Below are 20,558 nucleotides of genomic sequence, written 5' to 3' on the forward strand. Positions count from 1 at the left end.
CCCGGCATAGCTTATGAAGTTACGGCTGCTATATAAATAAAGACGTGGATTGGCTTCAACTTAGAAACCAATCCACGTCTTTTTCTAATATCTGTGAAAATATCATTAGCTCATAATCCGCAACAAATCTGGTGCCAATCTCGATGCGGCTGATAGAATCACGTTCAAGTGTGATACCTCTTGCCTGCATCTCTTCAGCAAGCTCTAACTGCGAGAGCTTTTTCTCTTTCCTTGCTTCTTTTAGGCGAAGTCCGCAAATATTCTTTTTTCCCTGGAAATCATAAATTTTCATACTCAGATACCTTCCATTCGTATTAGTGATGAGAAAATATGGAGCGACTCTCATCGTCAAATGGAAAAGTATCATCTTTATTCCGTAAAAATGTGCTAAAGATAAGAATGGAGCGGTTTAATAAAAATTTAATAATTTAAGTTAAAGCAAGTCCCTTATGAGATAAGAAAGAAAACGGCTTATGTTGCTTTTTAGTTTTTACAGTTGCTTTGAATTACGTGGGTATCGTGAAAAACAATATTTATCCACGTAAGAAAATCAGGAAATGGTGGAGTGGATTACGGGGATGAATGGGAAAATGTGATTTATCCACGTAAGATTGGCGGAAAAAAGGCTCAGGATTACGGGGGTGCTTAGAGAAATGAGATTCATCCACGTAAGAATGGCGGAAAAATGGCTAAAAATTACGGGGATGAAAAAAGAAAAACAATATTTTCCCCGTAATAAAACAGTGAGATAGTGAAGGCACAAAAATGATAACAAATAATTAATATGAGTTAAAAGATAATGAATTATGCTATGGCAGCATAGTTCGTTATTTTTTTCCGGTTAGTAGCCAGTATATGCTACAGTCTAATAATTCTGAAATGCACTTAAGTTCAAAGTCAGAAACAAAACGGGCGCCATTCTCTATACGACTAAGAGATATTTGATCCATAAAGATGCCTCTGGTCTGAATCTGAGCTGAAAGATCAGTCTGCGTCAGTCTTTTTGCCTTTCTCGCTTCCTTTATTCTTTCCCCGCAAATATTTTTTCTGCCGTTAAATTCATAAATTTTCATAATATAGTTACTCACTTTATTAAAAATGTGTTAATAATCAGAATAATATATTGACATTAACATTTTTTTGAACATAAAATATGCTAAAGATAAGAATTTAACATAAAAGATTATCTTTAGCACGAAAAATTTTTTTATGAAGGGAGAATAGAATATTATGTTGAAGAAACATGGAAGAGTGTGGTCACTTGCACTGGCCGGTGCATTGACCGTAAGTAATTTGTCATTGGTGGTTAGTCCATTAACGGCTATGGCGTCGTCTCCTATAGGTAATGCAGAAGAAGACGATATGATTACTTTTGCTGTTGGTAATACTGGTGGAAATTTGAAGGGTACGATAGCTAATCCGATTGCTATAAGTGACACAGACGCTCCCCTTCCGGGTCAGGGTGAAATTATTGAAAACGCAAAGAACTTACCTGGCGGGTATCGTTTTGTTTGGAACGATGGAAAGAATGATTTGGTTCCAGGCACAATGAAGTATGGAAATATAACGGTACCAAGAAATACAGCTACGCTGACTGGTAATTATGTAGGAAATATACTTACGATAAAAGATTCCAATAATACAACATTGGCAACTAAATCCTACGAAAAAGCTTTGGAGACAGCAATTGAAGAACCTACTAAACCTCATGAAGTGTTTAAAGGATGGAATCTGGATTCTGACCCTGAACTTGAAATCAAGGCTGGTGATAGTGCTGCAAAGCAGTCTGCTGCGATAGATCTTGCTTATAAAGATACTAACTATGATAATGCAACCATAGTATTTACACCGGTATATGAAGAACAGATGTATACCATCAGATTTGATAAGAATGGTGCTACAACAGGCAAGGTGCCTTCAGCAATTACGGGAAAATATAGTGATATATCCAGTACTACATTAGCATCTCCGCAGGACTATGGCGTTGTAGTATCTAAGAAGTATTATACTCTTAAAGAAGGTTATGAGTGGAATACAAAAGCTGATGGTACAGGATTTACCTTTAAATATGCTGATAATGTAGATAATGTTCTGGCAAAAATAGGAGAAGATAGAGAAGCAACCTTGTATTACAATTGGGTTGCAGATACAAATAAAGTATCATTAGCAGTTAATACTGCCGGTATTTCGATAGTTAAGACAGGAAATCCTTGGGATGACAATAATACAGTTTCATTAAAGGTGGATGGCGGTAGTGTTACCTTGCCTTCAGTAGTTAAAACTGCTATGAACACAAGAAATCAAATTCAGTTTGCAAATGCAGATGACTATGAGTTTAAAGGATGGTCTACTACAGCAGATGGCGAAGTTGAGTATAATACAGGCGATGTGATTAGTATTGATAAGGCAGATCCCCAAAACATAAATCTTTTTGCTGTATTCGAGAATAGCACAAAAGCTGAGGCTACCGTTACTCTTAAAGCCAATTATCCAGCTGGTGCATCAAATGAACCAGATGATATTAAAATGAAAGACGAAGTTGGTAAAAAAGTTACTGTAACCAATAGCTTTGCTGCTCCTGAGAATTATCATTTTAAAGGATGGAATACACTTGCTAATGGCAACGGAATAGCAAAGGCAGATGGTTTCCAAGAAACTATAGCTACAAATGCTGAATATTATGCTCAGTGGGAAAAAGATACATTTACCGTAGAACTATATAACGGAAGTACAAAAATTGGAAGCAAAGTAAAACCGTATGATAGTACTGATGATATTAGTAATATAGGAGCTTTACCAGATGTTAATGGCAAAACTGCTCTGGGCTGGGATACAAATAGTTCAGCTGTAAATCCCAAATATTTAGCTACAACTCAGGTCAAGAATTTATTTACGGCAAAGAACGCTACAGTTAAGCTTTATGCAATTTTTGCAAGTACTGATGATACCATTGATATAAATTATAAAACAACTAAAGATGGAGAAAATGTAGCTACAAGTACTGTATCAAAGAACGGAAACGTTACTCTAAATGACAGTTATAACCCTGGAGCTGATAAAGCACTGGTTGGTTGGACACTAGGAAAGGTTTATGGTAGTGAGGCAGCTGCAAAAGCAGCTGGAGCAACTATATATGCAGCTGGTTCTACATATAAACCTCAGACTGCAGATATCAGCGAACGTGAGATTACGTTCTATGCTGTATCAAAGGCAACTGTAACAGTAACCTTTAATGGTGGAGGAGCAACTGCAACTCCTATGGAAGCATTTATCGTAGATTCTGGTGTTGCAACAAAACTTCCCAAGAATACATATAAACTTGCTGGTAAGACATTCAAGGGCTGGAAAGTAGATGGTAGCGACACAGAATATGCAGATGAAGCAACTATTACTACAACGGCGGCTGTAGAACTTATAGCACAGTGGGAACCCAATGAGTCTGAGTATATTATAGTTTATAATAAGAACTGTGATATTGGTAGCGCGATTCCTAGTGTTAGTGTACAGGATGAATATATAGCAACAACAGGATTGGTTGATCCTGATAATGAATGGGCAGGTGATGGCTATCCTGAAGGCTATCGCTTCTTAGGATGGGCACTTTCAAAAACAGCTGAAGAGCCTGATTTCTTAGCAGGTCATCCGGTAGCTGAGGTTATCGAAAAAGTTAAAGCTAAAGACGGAGATTCCATTACATTGTATGGTGTATGGGTACTTCCTGAAGACGTGCAAGCTGCTAGAGATGCTGCGAATGAAGCTGAGGCTGAGGCTGAAGCAGCTAAGGAAGGCGAAGCAGCAGCTAAGGAAGATGCAGCAAACCAGAAGGCAGCAGCTGACAAGGCTAACCAGGATGCAGCAACAGCTAAGGCAAATGCAGATGCAGCTAAGGCAGATGCAGACGCAGCTAAGGCTGAACTTGCAAAGGCTCCGAAGGCAGAGAATAACGTTAATGCAGTATCCGGTGAGAAGGTTGATACCAAGGCAGATGGAACAGCTGTCATTAAGGAAGTTCCTGCAACAGCAATCAAGAACGGCAAGTACGAAGTTCCTGAGAAGATCACAGTTAACGGTAAAGAGTACACAGTTACAAAGATTGAGGACAATACATTCAGGAAGAATAAGTCCATCAAGCAGATTACTGTAAAGGCTAACATTACCGAAATCGGAAAGAATGCATTTAATGGTGCTTCCAAGCTTAAGAAGGTTACTATCAAGGGTAAGGACGTAATCATCAGAAAGAACGCATTCAAGAAGATCAACAAGAAGGCTAAGATTTTTGTAGCTGACAAGGATACCAAGAAGAACGTTGAGGCTAAGGGCGGACAGCCTAAGTCAGTTAAGGTTAAGGTTAAGAAGTAATATCCTTAATAATCCGATCTTTATGAGAGATTTCTCTTATAGAATTACTTTCCTCAATAACTTTTAGAAGGAGCGGGCGATTTTTGCCCGCTCTTTCGCAATAAAAATATTTTTAATGTCCAATAAAAATTTGCATACGAAGGTATAACATGTTTGATGTTTTGAATAGAGTAACTGAGCTTAGAAATGAGAGGGGCTGGTCTGTATACAGATTGGCTAAAAATGCGAATATTCCGCAGTCGTCTATGGCGACATGGTATGGCCGAGGGATTGTTCCACCAACGGACGCTATAGAGAAAATGTGCATAGCATTTGGAATTACGCTTTCAGAATTTTTTGAAGAAAAAAGTGCAGATAATTTGGAGACAAAGCTTGCCAAGTATAGGAAGAGCGAGGGACTTTCTCAGGAGGAGCTTGCAGAAAAGGCCGGGATCTCAGTGGAGACAATCTGCGCTTATGAGCAAGGTAAGCGTGATATTTCACGTGCTCAGTATAGAATTGTGAAAAAACTGGCTGACGTTCTTTCCTGCAAGCCTGAAGATATTGCTGAAAACTAGCCACATATTTTCCTATTTTTAATAAAGGTATCCATTTATTTCTTATTTTATAGTATAATCTATTAGAATTATGCTTTGAAAAGAGGTAAGAAATGAAATTAGATGATAAAACCATACTGGTAACAGGAGGAACAGGTTCATTCGGACATTGCTTTACAGAGTATCTTCTTGAGCATTACAACCCTAAGAAGATCATTGTATATTCACGTGATGAGTACAAGCAGTTCACTATGTCCAATGAGAAGGTTTATAGGGAACATGCTGATCAGATGAGATTTTTCATCGGTGATGTGAGAGATGGCGCTCGTATGGAGCGTGCCATGGAGGGCGTTGATTACGTTATCCATGCTGCTGCTCTTAAGCAGGTTCCTGCGTGTGAGTATAATCCTGATGAGGCTATTAAGACTAATGTTAATGGTGCGCAGAATGTAATCAATGCAGCACTTAATACAGGAGTTAAGCGAGTTGTTGCTCTTAGTACCGACAAGGCTGTAAATCCTGTTAATCTCTACGGTGCAACCAAGATGGTTTCCGATAAACTGTTTATTGCAGCTAATGCATATGCAGGTAATAAAGATATTAACTTCTCAATTGTAAGATATGGTAACGTGGCAGGAAGCCGCGGATCAATTATTCCGTTATTCAAGAGTCTTATTGAGAAGGGTGAGAAGGAGCTTCCTATTACTGACTACAGAATGACCAGATTCTGGATCAGTCTTCCGGAGGGCGTTGAGCTGGTTCTCAAGGCATTGGATGAGGCTAAGGGCGGCGAGACCTTCATCAGCAAGATTCCTTCCTTCAATGTTAAGGATCTGGCTGAAGCTATGTGTCCCGGAATTGCTACTAGAGAGGTTGGCATCCGTCCCGGTGAGAAGCTTGATGAATGCATGGTTACTGCTGAGGATTCACCTTTTACCTATGAATTTGATAAGCACTATATTGTTTATCCTCAGGTTACCTTCAATGACAGACAGAAGCCTGATCCCAGAGGTAAGAAGGTTGAAGATGGATTCGTCTATAGCTCAGGCAATAACACAGAGTGGATGAGCGTAGATGACATCAGAGCAAGACTTCACGAGGCAGTAGATCACTAATTTGTATGTAAGTTCAGCTTAGCTGACAGATAAGGGCATAAATGAATAATGAAAATATTGGAATCCCTGCAATTTGCGGGGGTTCGCCCGTTAGGGACAAAAAATTATACTATTCGCACCAGGACATAAATGATAAGGATATTGCAGCTGTAGTAGATGTATTAAAAAGCGACTATCTTACAACAGGCCCTGCAATAACTGAGATGGAGAAAAAACTGTGTGAGCTTACGGGCGCCAAATACGCAGTAGCCATAAGCAATGACACCGCAGCTCTTCATGTAGCATGTCTTGCAGCAGGTGTTGGAGAGGGTGATGAGGTTATTACCACTCCCATTACTTTTGCAGCCAGCGCCAACTGTGCGCTCTATTGTGGTGCAAAACCTGTATTTGCGGATATTGGTCCCGAGACTTATCAGATTGATCCCGAGGATATAGAGAGGAAGATCACTGATAAGACCAAGGTTGTTATTCCTGTTGATTACACAGGACAGACCGGTGATCTTGATAAGATCAGAGAGATCTGTGACAGGCACGGCCTTGTTATGATAGAGGATGCGGCTCATTCTGTCGGTACCAAATATAAGGGTGCCCATGTTGGAACCATTGCTGATATGAGTACCTTCAGCTTCCATGCCGTTAAGACTGTTACAGGTGGTGAAGGCGGTGCGATTGTTACCGACAATAAGGAGTTCTACGATAAGCTTATGCTTTTAAGAGCTCATGGAATAACAAGGAACGAAGCCCAGATGGAGCACGAATCCGATGGCCCCTGGTATTATGAGCAGCTTATGCTTGCTCCCAATTACAGGATCACAGATATTCAGGCAGGTCTTATTTCCAGTCAGATGGACAGACTTCCTGAGTTCATGACCAGAAGAAAGGCTATCAAGAAGCTTTACGATGAAGCCTTTTCTCAGATGCCTGAGTTATTCGTTCAGAAGGAAACAGAAGGCTGTGACAGTACACGCCATCTTTATATTTTGAGAATAGTTCCCGAAAAGCTTAAGATAGGCCGCAGGGAGTTTTTCGATGCGCTTGCTGCTGAGAATATCATCTGCAATGTGCATTATATACCGACTTACTATTTCCCTTATTATGAGAAGCTTGGTTATAAGAAGGGACTTTGCCCTAATGCCGAGAAGCTCTATGATGAGATGATTACAATTCCGCTTTATTCAGGAATGTCGGATGATGATGCTAAGGATGTAATAGAGGCGGTTAAAAAGATCGTAAGCTATTACAGAAAATAAGATATATTCGGAGTTAATACATGAGTGCAATAGCTATAATAACAGCCCGTGGCGGCAGTAAGAGGATACCCAGGAAAAATATCAAGGTATTTTGTGGGAAGCCTATCATTCACTATTCTATAGAGGCTGCCATACAGTCCGGAATATTTGACGAAGTCATGGTATCTACAGATGATGAAGAAATCGCAGAGATAGCTAAGGCAGCAGGTGCAAAGGTGCCATTTTTCAGATCGGCGGAGACTTCAAGTGATACAGCCACCACCGCAGACGTTTTGTTAGAGGTCCTTGATGAGTATGAAAAGAGAGGACAGAGCTTTGAATATGGCTGCTGTATTTATCCTACAGCACCTTTTATAACAGCAAGGAAGCTCAGAGAAGCCATGGACGAGCTTGTTAAGTCTGGCGCGGAGTCCATCGTTCCCATGCAGGAGTTTTCCTATCCTCCACAGCGTGGTCTTTTCATAGATGATAAGGGCCTTGTGAAGATGCTTCATCCGGAATATGCCGAGACCAGAAGCCAGGATCTTCAGACTCAGTACCATGAGTGCGGACAGTTTTATATTTTCAGAAATGATGCATTCCGTATCCAGAAGGATACTACAATGGAGAAGTCGATTCCTTATATCATAAGTCCTGTGGAATCTCAGGATATTGATAATGAGAGCGACTGGTTACTTGCAGAGCTTAAGTACCGCTTCCTTACGGAGCAGGGAATACTACGATAAAAGCCTTCTCCCTCAGGAGAAGATGTCTGCTAAGCAGACGGATGAGGAAATATGAGATTACAAGAATGTTTAGATAATCACAGAGCATACATGATAGCAGAGATGAGTGCCAATCACGGCGGATCTCTTGAGAATGCGCTTGCTATAGTTGAGGCGGCTGCCAAGGCAGGGGCTGACTGTCTTAAGACACAGACCTATACCGCTGATACCATTACAATAGATTGTGATGCAGAGGCTTTTAAGATTCACGGCGGATTGTGGGACGGTTACAATCTCCATGATCTGTACAAGGAGGCCTATACTCCCTGGGAGTGGATGGAGCCCATTAAGAAAAAATGCGAAGAGCTTGGAATTGATTTCCTCTCTACACCTTTTGATAAGACGTCTGTTGATTATCTTGAGAATATCGGCGAGGAGTTTTACAAGATCGCATCCTTCGAGCTTGTGGACATTCCGCTTATTAAGTATATTGCAGCTACAGGTAAGCCTATCATCATGTCCTGTGGTATGGGCAGTGAGGAAGAGATAAGAGAGGCTGTTGAAGCCATTAGATCACAGGGGAACGATCAGATAATACTGCTTAAGTGCTGCAGCGTTTATCCCACAGTTTCAGAGGATTTAAACCTCAGGACCATCACAGATATGCGTGAGAAATTCGGAGTGCCGGTAGGTCTTTCCGATCATTCCATGGGAAGTACGGCTGCTATTGCGGCAGTAGCTCTTGGGGCAGTAGTTATTGAGAAGCATTTCTGCCTTAGCAGGGATATTCCTTCAGCTGACTCTGCTTTTTCAATGGAGCCTGCTGAGTTTGCAGATATGATAAAGGGTGTTCACGATGCTGAGCTTGCACTTGGTAAGGTTTTCTATGGTCCTACCGAGGCTGAGGCAGGTGAATATACCAACCGCAGATCACTTTTTATAGTTGAGGATGTGGAAGAGGGCGAGGAACTCACTGATAAGAATGTGAGAAGTATCCGCTCCTACAATATTCAGGGAATTAAGCCTAAGTACTATGAAGAGGTGCTTGGCAAAAAAGTTAAGACTAAGCTAACACGCGGAACGCCGCTGGATTGGAGCCAATTTGAATAAGATTGCGATTCGTGTAGATGCAAATGAAATAGTGGCGACAGGGCACATCATGCGCTGCAGAACCATAGCAGCGAGTTTGAAGCAGATGGGGTGCGCTGTCGTTTTTGTGTCCGCAGATGACAATATTCTGCCTTATATCGGGGATGACTATGAGGTTGTGGTACTTGGTTCAAACTGGAGACGAATGGAGAGGGAAGTACCTGCTCTTTTGGCACTCCTTAGGGAAGAGGAGATAAAAACTCTTCTGGTGGACAGCTATCAGGTTACAGTGCCTTATTTTGAGATGCTGCGAAATGGCGGCATCAGAATCATGTACATGGACGATATGCTAAAGGAGACATATCCCGTTAAGGCTATCGTCAATTACAGCCCGGGAGCTCCGGAGCTTGGATATGAGGAAAAGTATGCGGATGATATGCCGATGCTTCTTCTTGGAACCAAATACATTCCTCTTCGTGAACAGTTCTGGAAGCGAAGGGCATTTGCGGCAGGAATGACTGAGGAACAAAAAGAAGAGCGCTACGGAACAGATGGTGAGCTTCTTATGAATATCGATCTTGTTGCAGGAGAAAATGAGGAGGCTTCCGCCGGAGCCCACAGAGCTTACGGCTTTGATGAAGGTCTTAGCAATATTTTCCTTACAACAGGAGGCGCAGATTCAAGGGGATTGTCGGAGGTTTTGATCGCCGCGATTTTGTCTGAGCCGGAGCTTGGCTTTAGAGATAAGGATAAGAAAAAGATTCATGTTCTGGCTGGCAGATACTACAGAGTGTCAGATAAGGTTCAAAGATATATCGAAGACGGATATGTGATCCTGCATCAGAACGTCGACAATGTGGCAGATATTATGGGCTGCTGCGACGTTGCCATAACTCCTGCGGGAACCACATTATATGAGCTTTGTGCTGTGGGTGTTCCCTCTGTGAGCTATGTATTTGCGGAGAACATGGAGCCGGATGCACTTTATTTTTCAAAGAAAAAGCTGATTCCCTATGCCGGCGACTTCAGAAATGATGAGAATCTTGTCATCATGAATATCCTGACTACCCTGAGGAAATATTCCGAGATGGGCATAGATCAGAGAGCAGAGATTGGAGAGAGACTTAAGGCGGTTATAGACGGACAGGGCGCTGACAGAATAGCAGAAGCGCTAATCGAACTTTGACCTCATTTAAGGAGACATTATGAAAAAAATATTTATCTTAGGTGCCAGTGCATTGCAGGTGCCTGCCATAAGAAAGGCTAAGGAAAAAGGGCTGTATGTATATGCTCTTGATTACGATCCGGAGGCTGTTGGAATTAAGGATGCGGATGAGTTTTTGTGTATCAGCACCATCGATAAAGAGGCTGTTCTTGAAGCAGCCAAAAAGTATGAGCCTGACTATATCATCACTTCCACCAGTGACATGCCTGTGAGAACTGTGGCATGGGTAAATGAGCAGCTTGGAAAAAGAAGTGATATAGCTTATGAGGATGCAATCTGCGCCACAGATAAGGCTGCTATGAGAAAACGAATGAAGGAAAGCGGAGTACCGATTCCTGCTTTTTATGTGGCAGATTCTCTTGAGGAGTTCTTTGAAAAGGCAGAGAATTTTCCGGATGTTTTCATAAGTAAGCCTGCTGATAACGCAGCAAGCAGAGGCGTTGTTCTTGTTAATAAGGGACGCATCAGACAGCTTGCAGGTGATGAAAGTGTAAGGGAATCCCTCAAAGAAATATATGAATATACCCATGAATACTCAAGAAACGGCGAAGTCCTTCTTGAAGAGTTCATGACAGGTCCCGAGGTCAGCGTGGAGTCCTTTACAGTAGGAGGGGAGACACATATCATCACCATTACGGATAAGATGGTTACAGAGGTTCCTTTCTTTGTTGAAACCGGGCACACAGAGCCTTCAAGACTCAGTGATGAACAGCAGAAGGACATCAGAAGAGTTGCACTTATGGCCATAAAGGCACTTGGTGTAAAGGACGGACCTACACATACTGAGATAAAGGTTACTCCTTCCGGAGCTAAGCTTGTTGAGATAGCTGCACGCCTTGGCGGAGATTATATAACTTCAAGACTTGTGCCTCTTTCAACGGGAGTTGATATGATAGATTGCTGCATAGCATCTACTCTTGGAGAAGAAGTAAAGTGGCAGAGAACTAAGGAAAACGGAAGCGCCATCAGATTCATTTTTGCAGAGGATTCAGATGATGAAGTACGTACCATCAAATCCATCGAGGGTGTGGAGGATGCGCTTAAAATGCCGGGCGTAGAAGAAATTGTTATGTACAAAGCCCCGGGTGATAAAGCTGAGCGTCTGAAAAACAGCGGTGACAGACTTGGACATGTTATCGCAACCGGCAAGGATGCTGACGAAGCAGCCAGGAACGCAGAGAGCGCCCTTGCCCGCATTCGTATTGAATATGTATAATGATATAGGTGTCAAAAGGCAAAAATGCGTACATGCTTGCTAGGCCATGGGACACGAAGCAATTCGTATATCATGTAATTAATCTGTCTGGAGGAATTATTGATATGTATGAAATCGGAAGTGAGTTTAATTTAACCGAGCATTACGACAGAAAGAATCTTATCAGCTTTTTTACAGACAAGGCTGAAAAGAGCGGTAAATATATAGAGTTTTTGAGATGCGGCAGAGATGCCATAGGTTTTGTTGCGGATGATATTATTGCTGATGATCTGTCTGATGATAAGAAGACAGTGTTTATGCCTGCACTTTCCTGCGACTCCATGGTAAGACCCTTTGAGGTCCGCGGATTTAAGGTGGTATATTACAGGCTTAATGACAATCTGACCGTTCATACAGACAGCTTAATTGATGCCATCGGTGATGTAAAATCGCCTGTAGTGCTTCTTATGAATTTCTATGGAATTGCAGAAGTAAGAGGCTCCATTGAAGCGTTAAGGGATAAATATCCTGATGCGATTTTGATTGAGGATGTGACACATATTCTTTTTAATCCCGAAAAATATCTGGATAATGCTTTTTATGGAAAAGATGAGTATGTTCCGGATTACCAGGTGGGCAGCATAAGAAAGTGGCTTGGTGTTCCCGACGGAGCCTTTGCTGTCAGCAAAAAAGAATTCATAATGGGTGCACTTACAGGAGAAACAGATTTTTCTGCCATGAGATATGAGGCTTTAAAGGAAAAGACAGAGTATCTTGAAAACGGAGATAATGAGCTTAAGGATCACTACAGAAAGCTTCTTTCTGATGCAGAGGATACCTTAAGTGACGGCCTTGATCCTTATCACATCTCTGACATGAGTGCAGATATTTTGAGTGATATTGATGCCGGAACATTGGAAGCAAGGAGAAATGTGAATTACAGAAATCTCTATAAGAGACTTGAAAGCCTGCCTCTTTGCGGCAAAGCCTTCAGACTCCTCACAGAAACTGAGCTTTCCGAGTACGGTATAGATTATGCATATACACCCTTCATGTTGCCTATTGTTCTAGATATAGATTTTATGAGACGAAGCGCAATTACTGAAGAAGGCAAGAATATCACAAGAGACGGTTTTGAGAGAAGACTTGCAGTTCGCGGAATATATGCGCCTGTACTTTGGCCTATATCTGATGAAGCCGCAAAGGTATGTGAGGTTTCAGCAGAATTCTCCAATAATATGCTGGCGTTCTGGATCGATCATCGCTATAACCGTTTCGATATGGAACAGGCAGCAGGAGTTTTTGATGAAGAGCTGAGCAGGCTCTGATAACTATAGAGATTACGGAAGATAAGACTAATGCGACTTAGCGTGATAGTACCTGTCTACAATATGGCAGGTGATGATAAATTAAAGCACTGTCTCGATTCGCTTGTGCAGCAGACAATGCCTAATGGAGACATAGAGATAATTGCGGTGGATGATTGCTCCACGGACAATTCCTTTGCCATAATGCAGGAATATGAAAAGAGTTATCCTAATAGATTCAAGGCTCTTCATTCTCCCCAGAATCACCATCAGGGCGGCGCCAAGAATATGGGGCTTCAGATTGCCAAGGGTGAGTGGATCGGATTTATAGATGCCGATGACTGGGTTGTCCCCGATTACTATGAGAGACTTCTTGGGAAGGCAGATGAAACCGGTGCAGATATGGTTGGCTGTGATTATAGTCTTGTTGATCACTACACCTTTGAGCCGGGACAGATAGTTCATAATAACAACGCAGATCAGACAGGAGTAATGGACCAGGAGAAATACAGAAAGCTTCTTCTTGATACCGGAAGTCTCGTTGTAAAAATCTATAAGAGAAATATTGTTTTTGGAAATGAGCCCTGTGAAAGCAGGAAGATTTTTCCTGAAGATATATTCTATGAAGACAATGCAGTAAGTAACACATGGATGCTTAGGGTTAAGCACTTTGAGTACATAGAGGAGCCGCTGTATTTTTATTATCAGCATAACGCTTCCACGGTACATACTGTTTCAAAGAAAAATCTCGAGGACAGAATGACTGCAGGGCGGCAGATCCTTGCGGAAGCTAAGGAGAATGGCTATCTTGAAACCTACAAGCCTGAAATAGAATTCATGTATACTGTGCTTTTCTATGTAAATACGCTGTTTTCAGCAATGCCAAAAGAGCAGCATATCGAGGGTTGCTACAATTTCACAAAGAAAATGGCTAAGGAAATGAAGGATGCTTTCCCAGACTTTCAGGAGAATCCTTATTATAAGGAGCGAATTCATCCTGAGGAGAAAAAGCTTATTTCAATGCAGATGAAGTCACATTTGCTATTCTATGTATATTACAGGCTTTTGTGGATGTATAGAGGCTTAAGAAAATAGAACCCTCATCTGTCAGCTTCGCTGACATCTTCCCCCTTTGAGGGAAGACAAAAAGAGCCTTCCCTCAAAGGGGGAAGACAAAAAGAGCCTTCCCTCAAAGGGGGAAGATAAAAAAGAGCCTTCCCCCTCTGGGGGAAGGTGGCGCGGAGCGCCGGATGAGGGTATAAGGAGTTAATTTGTACGAGAGAATTTATGTGTGCCACACCTTTTATCATGTGTATGTGGCATGCCTTAAGGAATTTCATATTTTACATGAGGTAATGAGAAGCGAGGACGGCTTTTTTGCAAAGGAAAAGGCTGGAATTGGCAGTGATATGGCAGGCCGTGCCACCCTTGTGCTCTCCAAAATGAGTAACAAGTTCGGCTCAATGGTAGAAAGAGCAAGGGAGTGCGGACTTTTTGAAGAGGTAATAGAGTATGATGAGAAGGTTGATACCTTTTTCCCTGAGCTTAAGCCTCTTCGCACCAATACGGGAAGCCTTGCCAAGAACATGATCAACAGGATTAAGTTCTGTAAGCGCTTTGCACAGCTTCAGGAGAAATATGTGCCTGTTAATTTCAAGAAATATAAGGATATTTATGTGTTCTGTGATTCGGATCCAATAGGCTATTATCTGAATTACAAGAAGATAAAATACCATGCCCTTGAGGATGGTCTTAACTGTATTAAATACGGCGATCAGGCAAGATATGACAATAACGGACATTTCAGGTTTAAGGCCTGGCTTGCTTCCACGGGACTTATTTTCATACAGAACGGATGGGGAAAATACTGCATAGACATGGAAGTAAATGATATATCCATATTGGATTATCCATGTCCCAAGTATATTGAGGTTCCAAGAGAGCCCCTTGTTGAGGAACTTACAAGATCCGATAAGGAGCTGATGCTTAAGCTTTTTGTGGAGAATATGGATGAGCTTAATTCTCAGCTTGAAGAGGGTAAGGATAAGCCGAGAGTTCTTATTTTATCTGAGCCTTTATGCGACCTTGAGACCAGGGAAAGGCTCTTTAGAGACCTGGTGAATGAGTACGGTAAGGTTAACGGTAAGGACGCTGTTGTTATGATCAAACAGCATCCAAGGGATTATCTTGATTACAAAGAGAAGTTCCCGGATGTGATCCTGCTTGCGGGCACATTCCCCATGGAGATGCTCAACTTTATCGAAGGGCTCAAATTTGATAGACTAGTATCTGTATATACAGTTGTAGATTCGATAAAGTTTGTGGATGAAAAGCTGTTTCTTGGTGATGATTTCATGGATAAGTATGAAGCACCTGAGATTCACCGACTTAACGAACAGATTATTGACGATTAAGATGCCCTCATCCGGCACTTCGCGCCACCTTCTCCCAAAGGGAGAAGGCATTAAAAATTGCCTCCCCCAAAAGGGAGAAGGTATTAAAACATTGCCTTCCCCCTATGGGGGAAGGTGCCCGAAGGGCGGATGAGGGTACTATAGGAGAAACATGAAAAAGATTTATCAAAAGATGATGGTGCTTTTGGATAAGCGCCAGAAAAAGCAGATGGTGCTTATTGTATTAATGATGCTTTTGGGAGGCCTTCTTGAGACTCTCGGAATTGCCATGCTGCTTCCTGCAATGACAACAGTAATAGATCCCGATAAGGTATCGGAGAATGAGAAGCTTTCAGCAGTTTATAACATACTTGGCTGCACCAGCATCACGCAATTTGCAATAATTATCTTTGTGGCCCTGATAGTGGTTTTCATTGTAAAGAACATTGTTCTGTTTTTTATAAATGTGGTTCAGCTCAGGTTCGTTTATACCAATCAGTTTGCCACATCAAGACGCATGATGATCAACTTCATGCAAAGACCTTATGAGTATTATTTAAATGCTGACACTTCTGTTATTCAGAGAAACATAACCTCTGATGTAAACAATATGTACGGTCTCATTTTGAGCTGCCTTCAGCTCACTTCAGAGATGATTGTTTTTGCATGTCTTGTTATCATGCTTCTTTATATTGATGCCAAGATGACACTGTCTATCGCAGTTTTGCTGGTGACGGTGCTTTTGATAATAAAGTTTATTATTAAGCCCATCATGGTTAAGGCAGGTCAGGATAACCAGGATTATTACAGCGGACTTTTCAAATGGATTGAGGAGTCTGTAATGGGTATCAAGGAAATTAAGATCGCCAACAAGGAAAACTATTTCATAAACGGTTATGCGGATTGCGGTGCCGGTTATGTTCATGCGGTACAAAAATATAATCTCTACAATTCAACTCCAAGACTCCTTATTGAGACCATAAGTGTTGCGGGAATGGTTGGATATATGCTCTTTGTAATCACAAGGGGCGAAGCTTTGAAGGATATGGTGGCTCTTGTAGGTGTCATGGGTGCCGCTGCCACAAGGCTTATTCCAAGTGCCAACAGAATTAACAATTATCTTACTTCAATCGCATATTTTGAGCCCTTTTTTATGAATGTAAGTGATAATCTCCAGCAGGAGATAAACGATGGCTCTGTTTCATACAATGCAGAAGATTACAGGGAAATGAAGGAAGTAGAAAAGCTTCCTGTTCATAAGACTATAGAGCTTAAAAACATCACCTATCACTATCCAAATTCAGAGACCTATGTTCTTAAGAATGCGGATATGGAGATACCTGTAGGTAAGGCTATAGGTATCGTAGGTACGTCAGGAGCAGGTAAGACCACCATAGTTGATATTATGCTTGGCCTTTTGAAAATCGAGACAGGTGAGATTCTTGCTGACGGCGTTGAGATAAGAGAGCATTATCCTCAGTGGCTTAAGAATATCGGTTATATTCCTCAGACTATTTTTATGCTTGATTCCACTATCAGGAAAAATGTGGCCTTTGGAATTCCGGATGAGGATATTGATGATAACAAGGTTTGGGCTGCTCTTAAGGAAGCTCAGCTTGATGAATATGTAAAGGGACTTCCGGATGGACTTGATACTACAATCGGAGAAAGAGGTATAAGACTTTCCGGCGGACAAAGACAGCGTATCGGTATTGCAAGGGCGCTTTTTGAGGATCCTGAGGTACTGGTTCTCGACGAGGCAACCAGTGCTCTTGATAACGAGACCGAGGCTGCCATCATGGAATCCATTAACAGACTCCATGGCAAGAAGACACTTGTAATAATCGCACACAGACTTCAGACCATTGAGAAGTGCGATATGGTATACAGAGTAAATGGTCAGAAGGTTACACAAGAAAGATAACAGACTTGGGGGAAACAGAATGCTGACACTGACAGCTGTTAGAAACGAGATTTTCAGACTTAAAAAATATCAGGAACCCATGGAGAAGTGGCTGTTTCCACTGATCATATTTTTCTATCCTTTTATAGGAGTTGCCCAGGGCGTAGATGTGACTGATACCACCTACAGCCTTGGTAATTATGTATATTCCGGTACCATAGATCCCATGTGGTTTCTGGCTACATTTATTCCGAATCTTATAGGAAAGCTCTTTACGATTCTTCCTGGTGGAGACGGAATGCTTGGAATGAATATCTATTGCACGATTTTCATCTGCATAACTGCTCTTGCATCTTACTATATGCTGCAGAGATGGATTCCCGGATGGATGTCATTCCTTGGCGAGATGATAGCAATAAGCCTTTGCTGGTGTCCCAGAGTTATTCTATATAATTACATGACATACATGTTCTTTACACTGGGGATTCTTACACTTCTTCGTGCAATGACCGATTACGAGAAAAAGGCATATAAGTTTGTCCTTGCAGGAGTATTCTTTGGTCTCAATGTCATGGTGAGATTTCCCAATATTGTTGAAGTCATTTTGATTTTGACCCTTTTGTATTACGAGATACTTCATAAGAGAGAGAAGGAAGTAATCTTGAAAAAGCTCGGACTTTGCGTTCTGGGATTTTGTATTGGATTCTTGGTTCCGTTTATTATCATCTGCATAGTTTACGGATTTAGTGCATATCCGCAGATGATTGGATCATTGTTTGCAATGTCCAAAGGTGCCAGTGATTATTCCAGTGCGGGAATGGTAACATCAATTCTCTCCGCATGGCTTAACAGCTTAAGACACATGCTTATAATTATGCCGTTCATGATGGCTGCTGCTATTCTTCTTTTGCTTAAGCCGGGACAGTATTACTGGATTAAGAGATTACTGTATGTGGCTGGGCTTCTCGTGCTTGTAAGATATTTCTTTAAGAGCGGAATCATTACCAGAAGCTATTTCTACTATGACAGTATGTTTGAGCCTGCAATGATGTTCCTTATTGCCGGTCTTGTTTTCCTGGTACTTGGTGTTACTCCGCTCCTTCATGGTCAGGCTTCTGAAAGATCATTTTGCCTTGCTTCGATACTTATCATATTGATTACTCCTCTTGGAAGTAACAATTATACCTATCCTGTTCTCAACAATCTTTTCATTGTGGCGCCTGTAATTCTGTGGATGTTCAGACGTGTAAGGCAGGCAGCAGGTGTAAGTGAACTTAATTTTACATGGAAAGCCGTGTTTGTAACACTACTTACCGTATTGTGTATTCAGGGAGGTCTTTTCCATATCTGCCATAGCTTTGTGGATGGAACAGATGGTGAAAAGAGAAGTGCTCTTGTGGGTTCACAGGATATTCCTAGGGCAGCAGGCATGCATACGACACAGACCAATGCACAGACTCTTTCTGATCTCTATGAGTTTTTGTGTGATAACGGCCTTCAGAATAAGAAGCTTTTGCAGTTTGGCAAAGCTCCCGGACTTTCATATTTATTTAGAATGGAACCTGCTATTTTCAGTACATGGCCCGACCTTGATTCCAATACTGTCGCAAAATTCGAAGAGGCACTTGAAGCCTATGGAGGCGCAGATGTTGATGAGCTTCCTGTTGTTATCGTGAACCCCGATCTCGAGGGTGAAGTGCTGGCAGAAGAAAAGTGTGACCTTTTATTGGACTTCCTTCATAGTTTTAAGTATAATAATGTCTTTGATAACGGTCGATTTATTGTTTATGCAGTTTCTGAATGATTAAAGGCACAGTTTTTCAGAGACGGAAGGAAGAAAAGAGGAATTATGGAATTAAATGAAACACCAAAGAAGGATATCTTTGACAAGATCATGTCACTGCCGGTTCTGAATATATTTGAACCTTTATATAAAAAGTATAAAGAAGGATTATTGTATTTATTCTTTGGAGGACTGGCATTCTTTTTAAGTATTTTTCTTTTTTGGTTTATGGATAGTGTGATGCACATGAACGAGGTGCTAAACAACACCATTGACTGGGTTATATGTGTGGCATTTCAGTTCTTTACTAACAGGACCTGGGTGTTTGACGGTAAAGTTGATACGAAAAAAGATTTCTTAAAGCAGGCAGGATCTTTCACTGCAGGAAGGTTATTTACACTTGTAGTAGAGGATCTGTTGATATTTATCTTCATAACATTGTTGGGATTTGCCAAGATGCCTGTAAAGCTGGCAGCGACTTTTGTTGTTATAGTTCTTAACTATTTTATCAGTAAGCTGATAGTATTTAAGAAAAAAGAGGATTAACCTATGCGTATAAATTTTAATGTACCTCCCTATACAGGGAAGGAAATGGAATACATAAGGGAATGCGTAGAGAACCAGAAGATTTGCGGTGACGGCATTTATACAAAGAAGGATAATGAGTGGTTTGAAGAGAAAACAGGCGTAAGCAAGTGCCTTCTTACAACTTCATGTACTCATGCCACTGAGATGGCTGCTATTCTTGCAGGTATCAAGGAAGGTGATGAAGTTATCATGCCTTCATATACCTTTGTGTCCACTGCCAATGCATTCGTGCTTCGTGGCGCAACCGTAGTATTTGTCGATATCCGACCGGATACCATGAATATTGATGAGAAGCTTATCGAGGATGCTATTACACCTAAGACAAGGGCAATCGTTCCCGTGCATTATGCAGGTGTTGGCTGTGAGATGGATACCATTCTTGATATTGCAAAGAGACATAATCTTTTTGTGATTGAGGATGCTGCTCAGGGCGTTATGGCTACCTACAAGGGCAAAGCACTTGGTGCCATCGGCGATTTTGGTAATTACAGCTTCCATGAGACCAAGAATTACAGTATGGGTGAAGGAGGAGCCCTCCTTCTTCGTGATGAGGATTTTGTCAATGATGCGATCATCATCAGAGAGAAGGGTACCAACAGAACTCTTTATCAGCTTGGTAAGGTTGATAAGTACACCTGGCTTATGCCCGGATCATCATATCTTCCCAGTGATATGAACGCAGCTTATCTGTATGCTCAGCTTCAAATGGCTGATGAGATAAACAATGACAGAATTGCACATTACAACAGATATATAGAAGAATTTAAACCTCTTGAAGAGGCAGGACTTATAGAGCTTCCTTATGTACCCAAGGAGTGCGTACACAATGCGCATATGTTTTATATCAAGTGCAAAGATGGCGAGGAGAGAGGTCATCTCATAGATTATTTAAAGAGCAATGATATCCTGCCGGCTTCACATTATGTACCGCTTCATACATCTACTGCGGGACTTAAGTTTTCAAGATTCCATGGTGAAGATAAGTACACCACAAAAGAGAGTCTAAGGCTCCTTCGTCTTCCTATGTATTACAAGCTTACTCAGGAAGATCAAGGTGAAGTAATTCAGAGAGTTAAGGAATTCTACAAGGCAGTTTGATAAGTCGTTTTGA

The 20,558-nt window shown here is 41.5% G+C and carries 17 protein-coding genes; 15 read left to right on the top strand and 2 right to left on the bottom strand.

Annotation, left to right across the window (positions count from 1 at the left end; all coding sequences use genetic code 11):
- Positions 1-55: 55 nt before the first annotated feature.
- Together G610_RS0101565 and G610_RS0101580 are read right to left on the bottom strand one after the other, a co-directional pair.
- Entirely contained in the window at positions 56-292 is a 237-nt protein-coding gene (locus tag G610_RS0101565) for a helix-turn-helix domain-containing protein (protein WP_026523373.1), read from the bottom strand.
- 535 nt (positions 293-827) lie between these two features.
- Positions 828-1,073 carry a helix-turn-helix domain-containing protein gene (locus tag G610_RS0101580; RefSeq protein WP_026523374.1) on the bottom strand — a complete coding sequence of 82 codons (246 nt, stop codon included), beginning with the start codon at positions 1,071-1,073 and terminating at the stop codon, positions 828-830.
- A 157-nt stretch (positions 1,074-1,230) separates the two neighbouring features.
- On the opposite strand from G610_RS0101580, the gene G610_RS21885 reads away from it, so the two are divergent.
- The 15 genes from G610_RS21885 (at position 1,231) to rffA (ending at position 20,545) form a co-directional block, all read left to right on the top strand.
- Positions 1,231-4,359: an InlB B-repeat-containing protein gene (locus tag G610_RS21885; protein ID WP_081667126.1), complete on the top strand. Its 3,129-nt coding sequence runs from the start codon at positions 1,231-1,233 to the stop codon at positions 4,357-4,359.
- Between the two features lie 149 nt (positions 4,360-4,508).
- Positions 4,509-4,916: a helix-turn-helix transcriptional regulator gene (locus G610_RS23415; RefSeq protein ID WP_051197458.1), complete on the top strand. Its 408-nt coding sequence runs from the start codon at positions 4,509-4,511 to the stop codon at positions 4,914-4,916.
- 92 nt (positions 4,917-5,008) lie between these two features.
- A complete protein-coding gene (gene pseB / locus G610_RS0101600) occupies positions 5,009-6,010 on the top strand; it encodes a UDP-N-acetylglucosamine 4,6-dehydratase (inverting) (RefSeq protein WP_026523376.1) in 1,002 nt (333 codons plus the stop codon).
- Positions 6,011-6,051: 41 nt separating this feature from the next.
- Positions 6,052-7,260 carry a UDP-4-amino-4,6-dideoxy-N-acetyl-beta-L-altrosamine transaminase gene (gene pseC / locus G610_RS0101605; protein WP_026523377.1) on the top strand — a complete coding sequence of 403 codons (1,209 nt, stop codon included), beginning with the start codon at positions 6,052-6,054 and terminating at the stop codon, positions 7,258-7,260.
- A gap of 20 nt (positions 7,261-7,280) precedes the next feature.
- Positions 7,281-7,985: a pseudaminic acid cytidylyltransferase gene (pseF, locus tag G610_RS0101610; protein WP_026523378.1), complete on the top strand. Its 705-nt coding sequence runs from the start codon at positions 7,281-7,283 to the stop codon at positions 7,983-7,985.
- Between the two features lie 51 nt (positions 7,986-8,036).
- Complete coding sequence (pseI, locus tag G610_RS0101615) at positions 8,037-9,074, top strand: pseudaminic acid synthase (protein ID WP_026523379.1); 1,038 nt, start codon at positions 8,037-8,039, stop codon at positions 9,072-9,074.
- The gene (locus G610_RS0101620; RefSeq protein WP_026523380.1) at positions 9,067-10,239 is read left to right on the top strand and encodes a PseG/SpsG family protein; all 1,173 of its coding nucleotides are present in this window, start codon (positions 9,067-9,069) and stop codon (positions 10,237-10,239) included. Before pseI ends, G610_RS0101620 begins: the two co-directional genes overlap by 8 nt.
- 19 nt (positions 10,240-10,258) lie before the next feature.
- Positions 10,259-11,494: an ATP-grasp domain-containing protein gene (locus tag G610_RS0101625; RefSeq protein ID WP_035793903.1), complete on the top strand. Its 1,236-nt coding sequence runs from the start codon at positions 10,259-10,261 to the stop codon at positions 11,492-11,494.
- Between the two features lie 104 nt (positions 11,495-11,598).
- A complete protein-coding gene (locus tag G610_RS0101630) occupies positions 11,599-12,801 on the top strand; it encodes a hypothetical protein (RefSeq protein ID WP_026523382.1) in 1,203 nt (400 codons plus the stop codon).
- Positions 12,802-12,831: 30 nt separating this feature from the next.
- Complete coding sequence (locus G610_RS0101635) at positions 12,832-13,875, top strand: glycosyltransferase family 2 protein (RefSeq protein WP_026523383.1); 1,044 nt, start codon at positions 12,832-12,834, stop codon at positions 13,873-13,875.
- 176 nt (positions 13,876-14,051) lie between these two features.
- The gene (locus G610_RS0101640) at positions 14,052-15,194 is read left to right on the top strand and encodes a glycosyltransferase family 52 (protein WP_026523384.1); all 1,143 of its coding nucleotides are present in this window, start codon (positions 14,052-14,054) and stop codon (positions 15,192-15,194) included.
- A gap of 151 nt (positions 15,195-15,345) precedes the next feature.
- The gene (locus G610_RS0101645; RefSeq protein WP_026523385.1) at positions 15,346-17,097 is read left to right on the top strand and encodes an ABC transporter ATP-binding protein; all 1,752 of its coding nucleotides are present in this window, start codon (positions 15,346-15,348) and stop codon (positions 17,095-17,097) included.
- 19 nt (positions 17,098-17,116) lie between these two features.
- Positions 17,117-18,880, top strand: coding sequence for a hypothetical protein (locus tag G610_RS0101650; protein ID WP_026523386.1), 1,764 nt, complete (start codon positions 17,117-17,119; stop codon positions 18,878-18,880).
- 45 nt (positions 18,881-18,925) lie between these two features.
- Positions 18,926-19,405: a GtrA family protein gene (locus tag G610_RS0101655; RefSeq protein WP_026523387.1), complete on the top strand. Its 480-nt coding sequence runs from the start codon at positions 18,926-18,928 to the stop codon at positions 19,403-19,405.
- A gap of 3 nt (positions 19,406-19,408) precedes the next feature.
- Positions 19,409-20,545 (top strand): dTDP-4-amino-4,6-dideoxygalactose transaminase, encoded by a 1,137-nt coding sequence (rffA, locus tag G610_RS0101660; RefSeq protein WP_026523388.1) that lies wholly within the window; start codon positions 19,409-19,411, stop codon positions 20,543-20,545.
- The last annotated feature ends 13 nt before the right edge of the window (positions 20,546-20,558 follow it).

The organism is Butyrivibrio sp. MB2005, assembly GCF_000424285.1.
In the GTDB taxonomy this organism is placed as follows: Bacteria; Bacillota; Clostridia; order Lachnospirales; family Lachnospiraceae; genus Butyrivibrio.

What these genes read in the sequence shown, in the direction of transcription:
- G610_RS0101565 (WP_026523373.1), bottom strand. Translation starts at nt 292, where the DNA reads ATGAAAATTTATGATTTCCAGGGAAAAAAGAATATTTGCGGACTTCGC.
- G610_RS0101580 (WP_026523374.1), bottom strand. Translation starts at nt 1,073, where the DNA reads ATGAAAATTTATGAATTTAACGGCAGAAAAAATATTTGCGGGGAAAGA.
- G610_RS21885 (WP_081667126.1), top strand. Translation starts at nt 1,231, where the DNA reads ATGTTGAAGAAACATGGAAGAGTGTGGTCACTTGCACTGGCCGGTGCA.
- G610_RS23415 (WP_051197458.1), top strand. Translation starts at nt 4,509, where the DNA reads ATGTTTGATGTTTTGAATAGAGTAACTGAGCTTAGAAATGAGAGGGGC.
- pseB (WP_026523376.1), top strand. Translation starts at nt 5,009, where the DNA reads ATGAAATTAGATGATAAAACCATACTGGTAACAGGAGGAACAGGTTCA.
- pseC (WP_026523377.1), top strand. Translation starts at nt 6,052, where the DNA reads ATGAATAATGAAAATATTGGAATCCCTGCAATTTGCGGGGGTTCGCCC.
- pseF (WP_026523378.1), top strand. Translation starts at nt 7,281, where the DNA reads ATGAGTGCAATAGCTATAATAACAGCCCGTGGCGGCAGTAAGAGGATA.
- pseI (WP_026523379.1), top strand. Translation starts at nt 8,037, where the DNA reads ATGAGATTACAAGAATGTTTAGATAATCACAGAGCATACATGATAGCA.
- G610_RS0101625 (WP_035793903.1), top strand. Translation starts at nt 10,259, where the DNA reads ATGAAAAAAATATTTATCTTAGGTGCCAGTGCATTGCAGGTGCCTGCC.
- G610_RS0101630 (WP_026523382.1), top strand. Translation starts at nt 11,599, where the DNA reads ATGTATGAAATCGGAAGTGAGTTTAATTTAACCGAGCATTACGACAGA.
- G610_RS0101635 (WP_026523383.1), top strand. Translation starts at nt 12,832, where the DNA reads ATGCGACTTAGCGTGATAGTACCTGTCTACAATATGGCAGGTGATGAT.
- G610_RS0101645 (WP_026523385.1), top strand. Translation starts at nt 15,346, where the DNA reads ATGAAAAAGATTTATCAAAAGATGATGGTGCTTTTGGATAAGCGCCAG.
- G610_RS0101650 (WP_026523386.1), top strand. Translation starts at nt 17,117, where the DNA reads ATGCTGACACTGACAGCTGTTAGAAACGAGATTTTCAGACTTAAAAAA.
- G610_RS0101655 (WP_026523387.1), top strand. Translation starts at nt 18,926, where the DNA reads ATGGAATTAAATGAAACACCAAAGAAGGATATCTTTGACAAGATCATG.
- rffA (WP_026523388.1), top strand. Translation starts at nt 19,409, where the DNA reads ATGCGTATAAATTTTAATGTACCTCCCTATACAGGGAAGGAAATGGAA.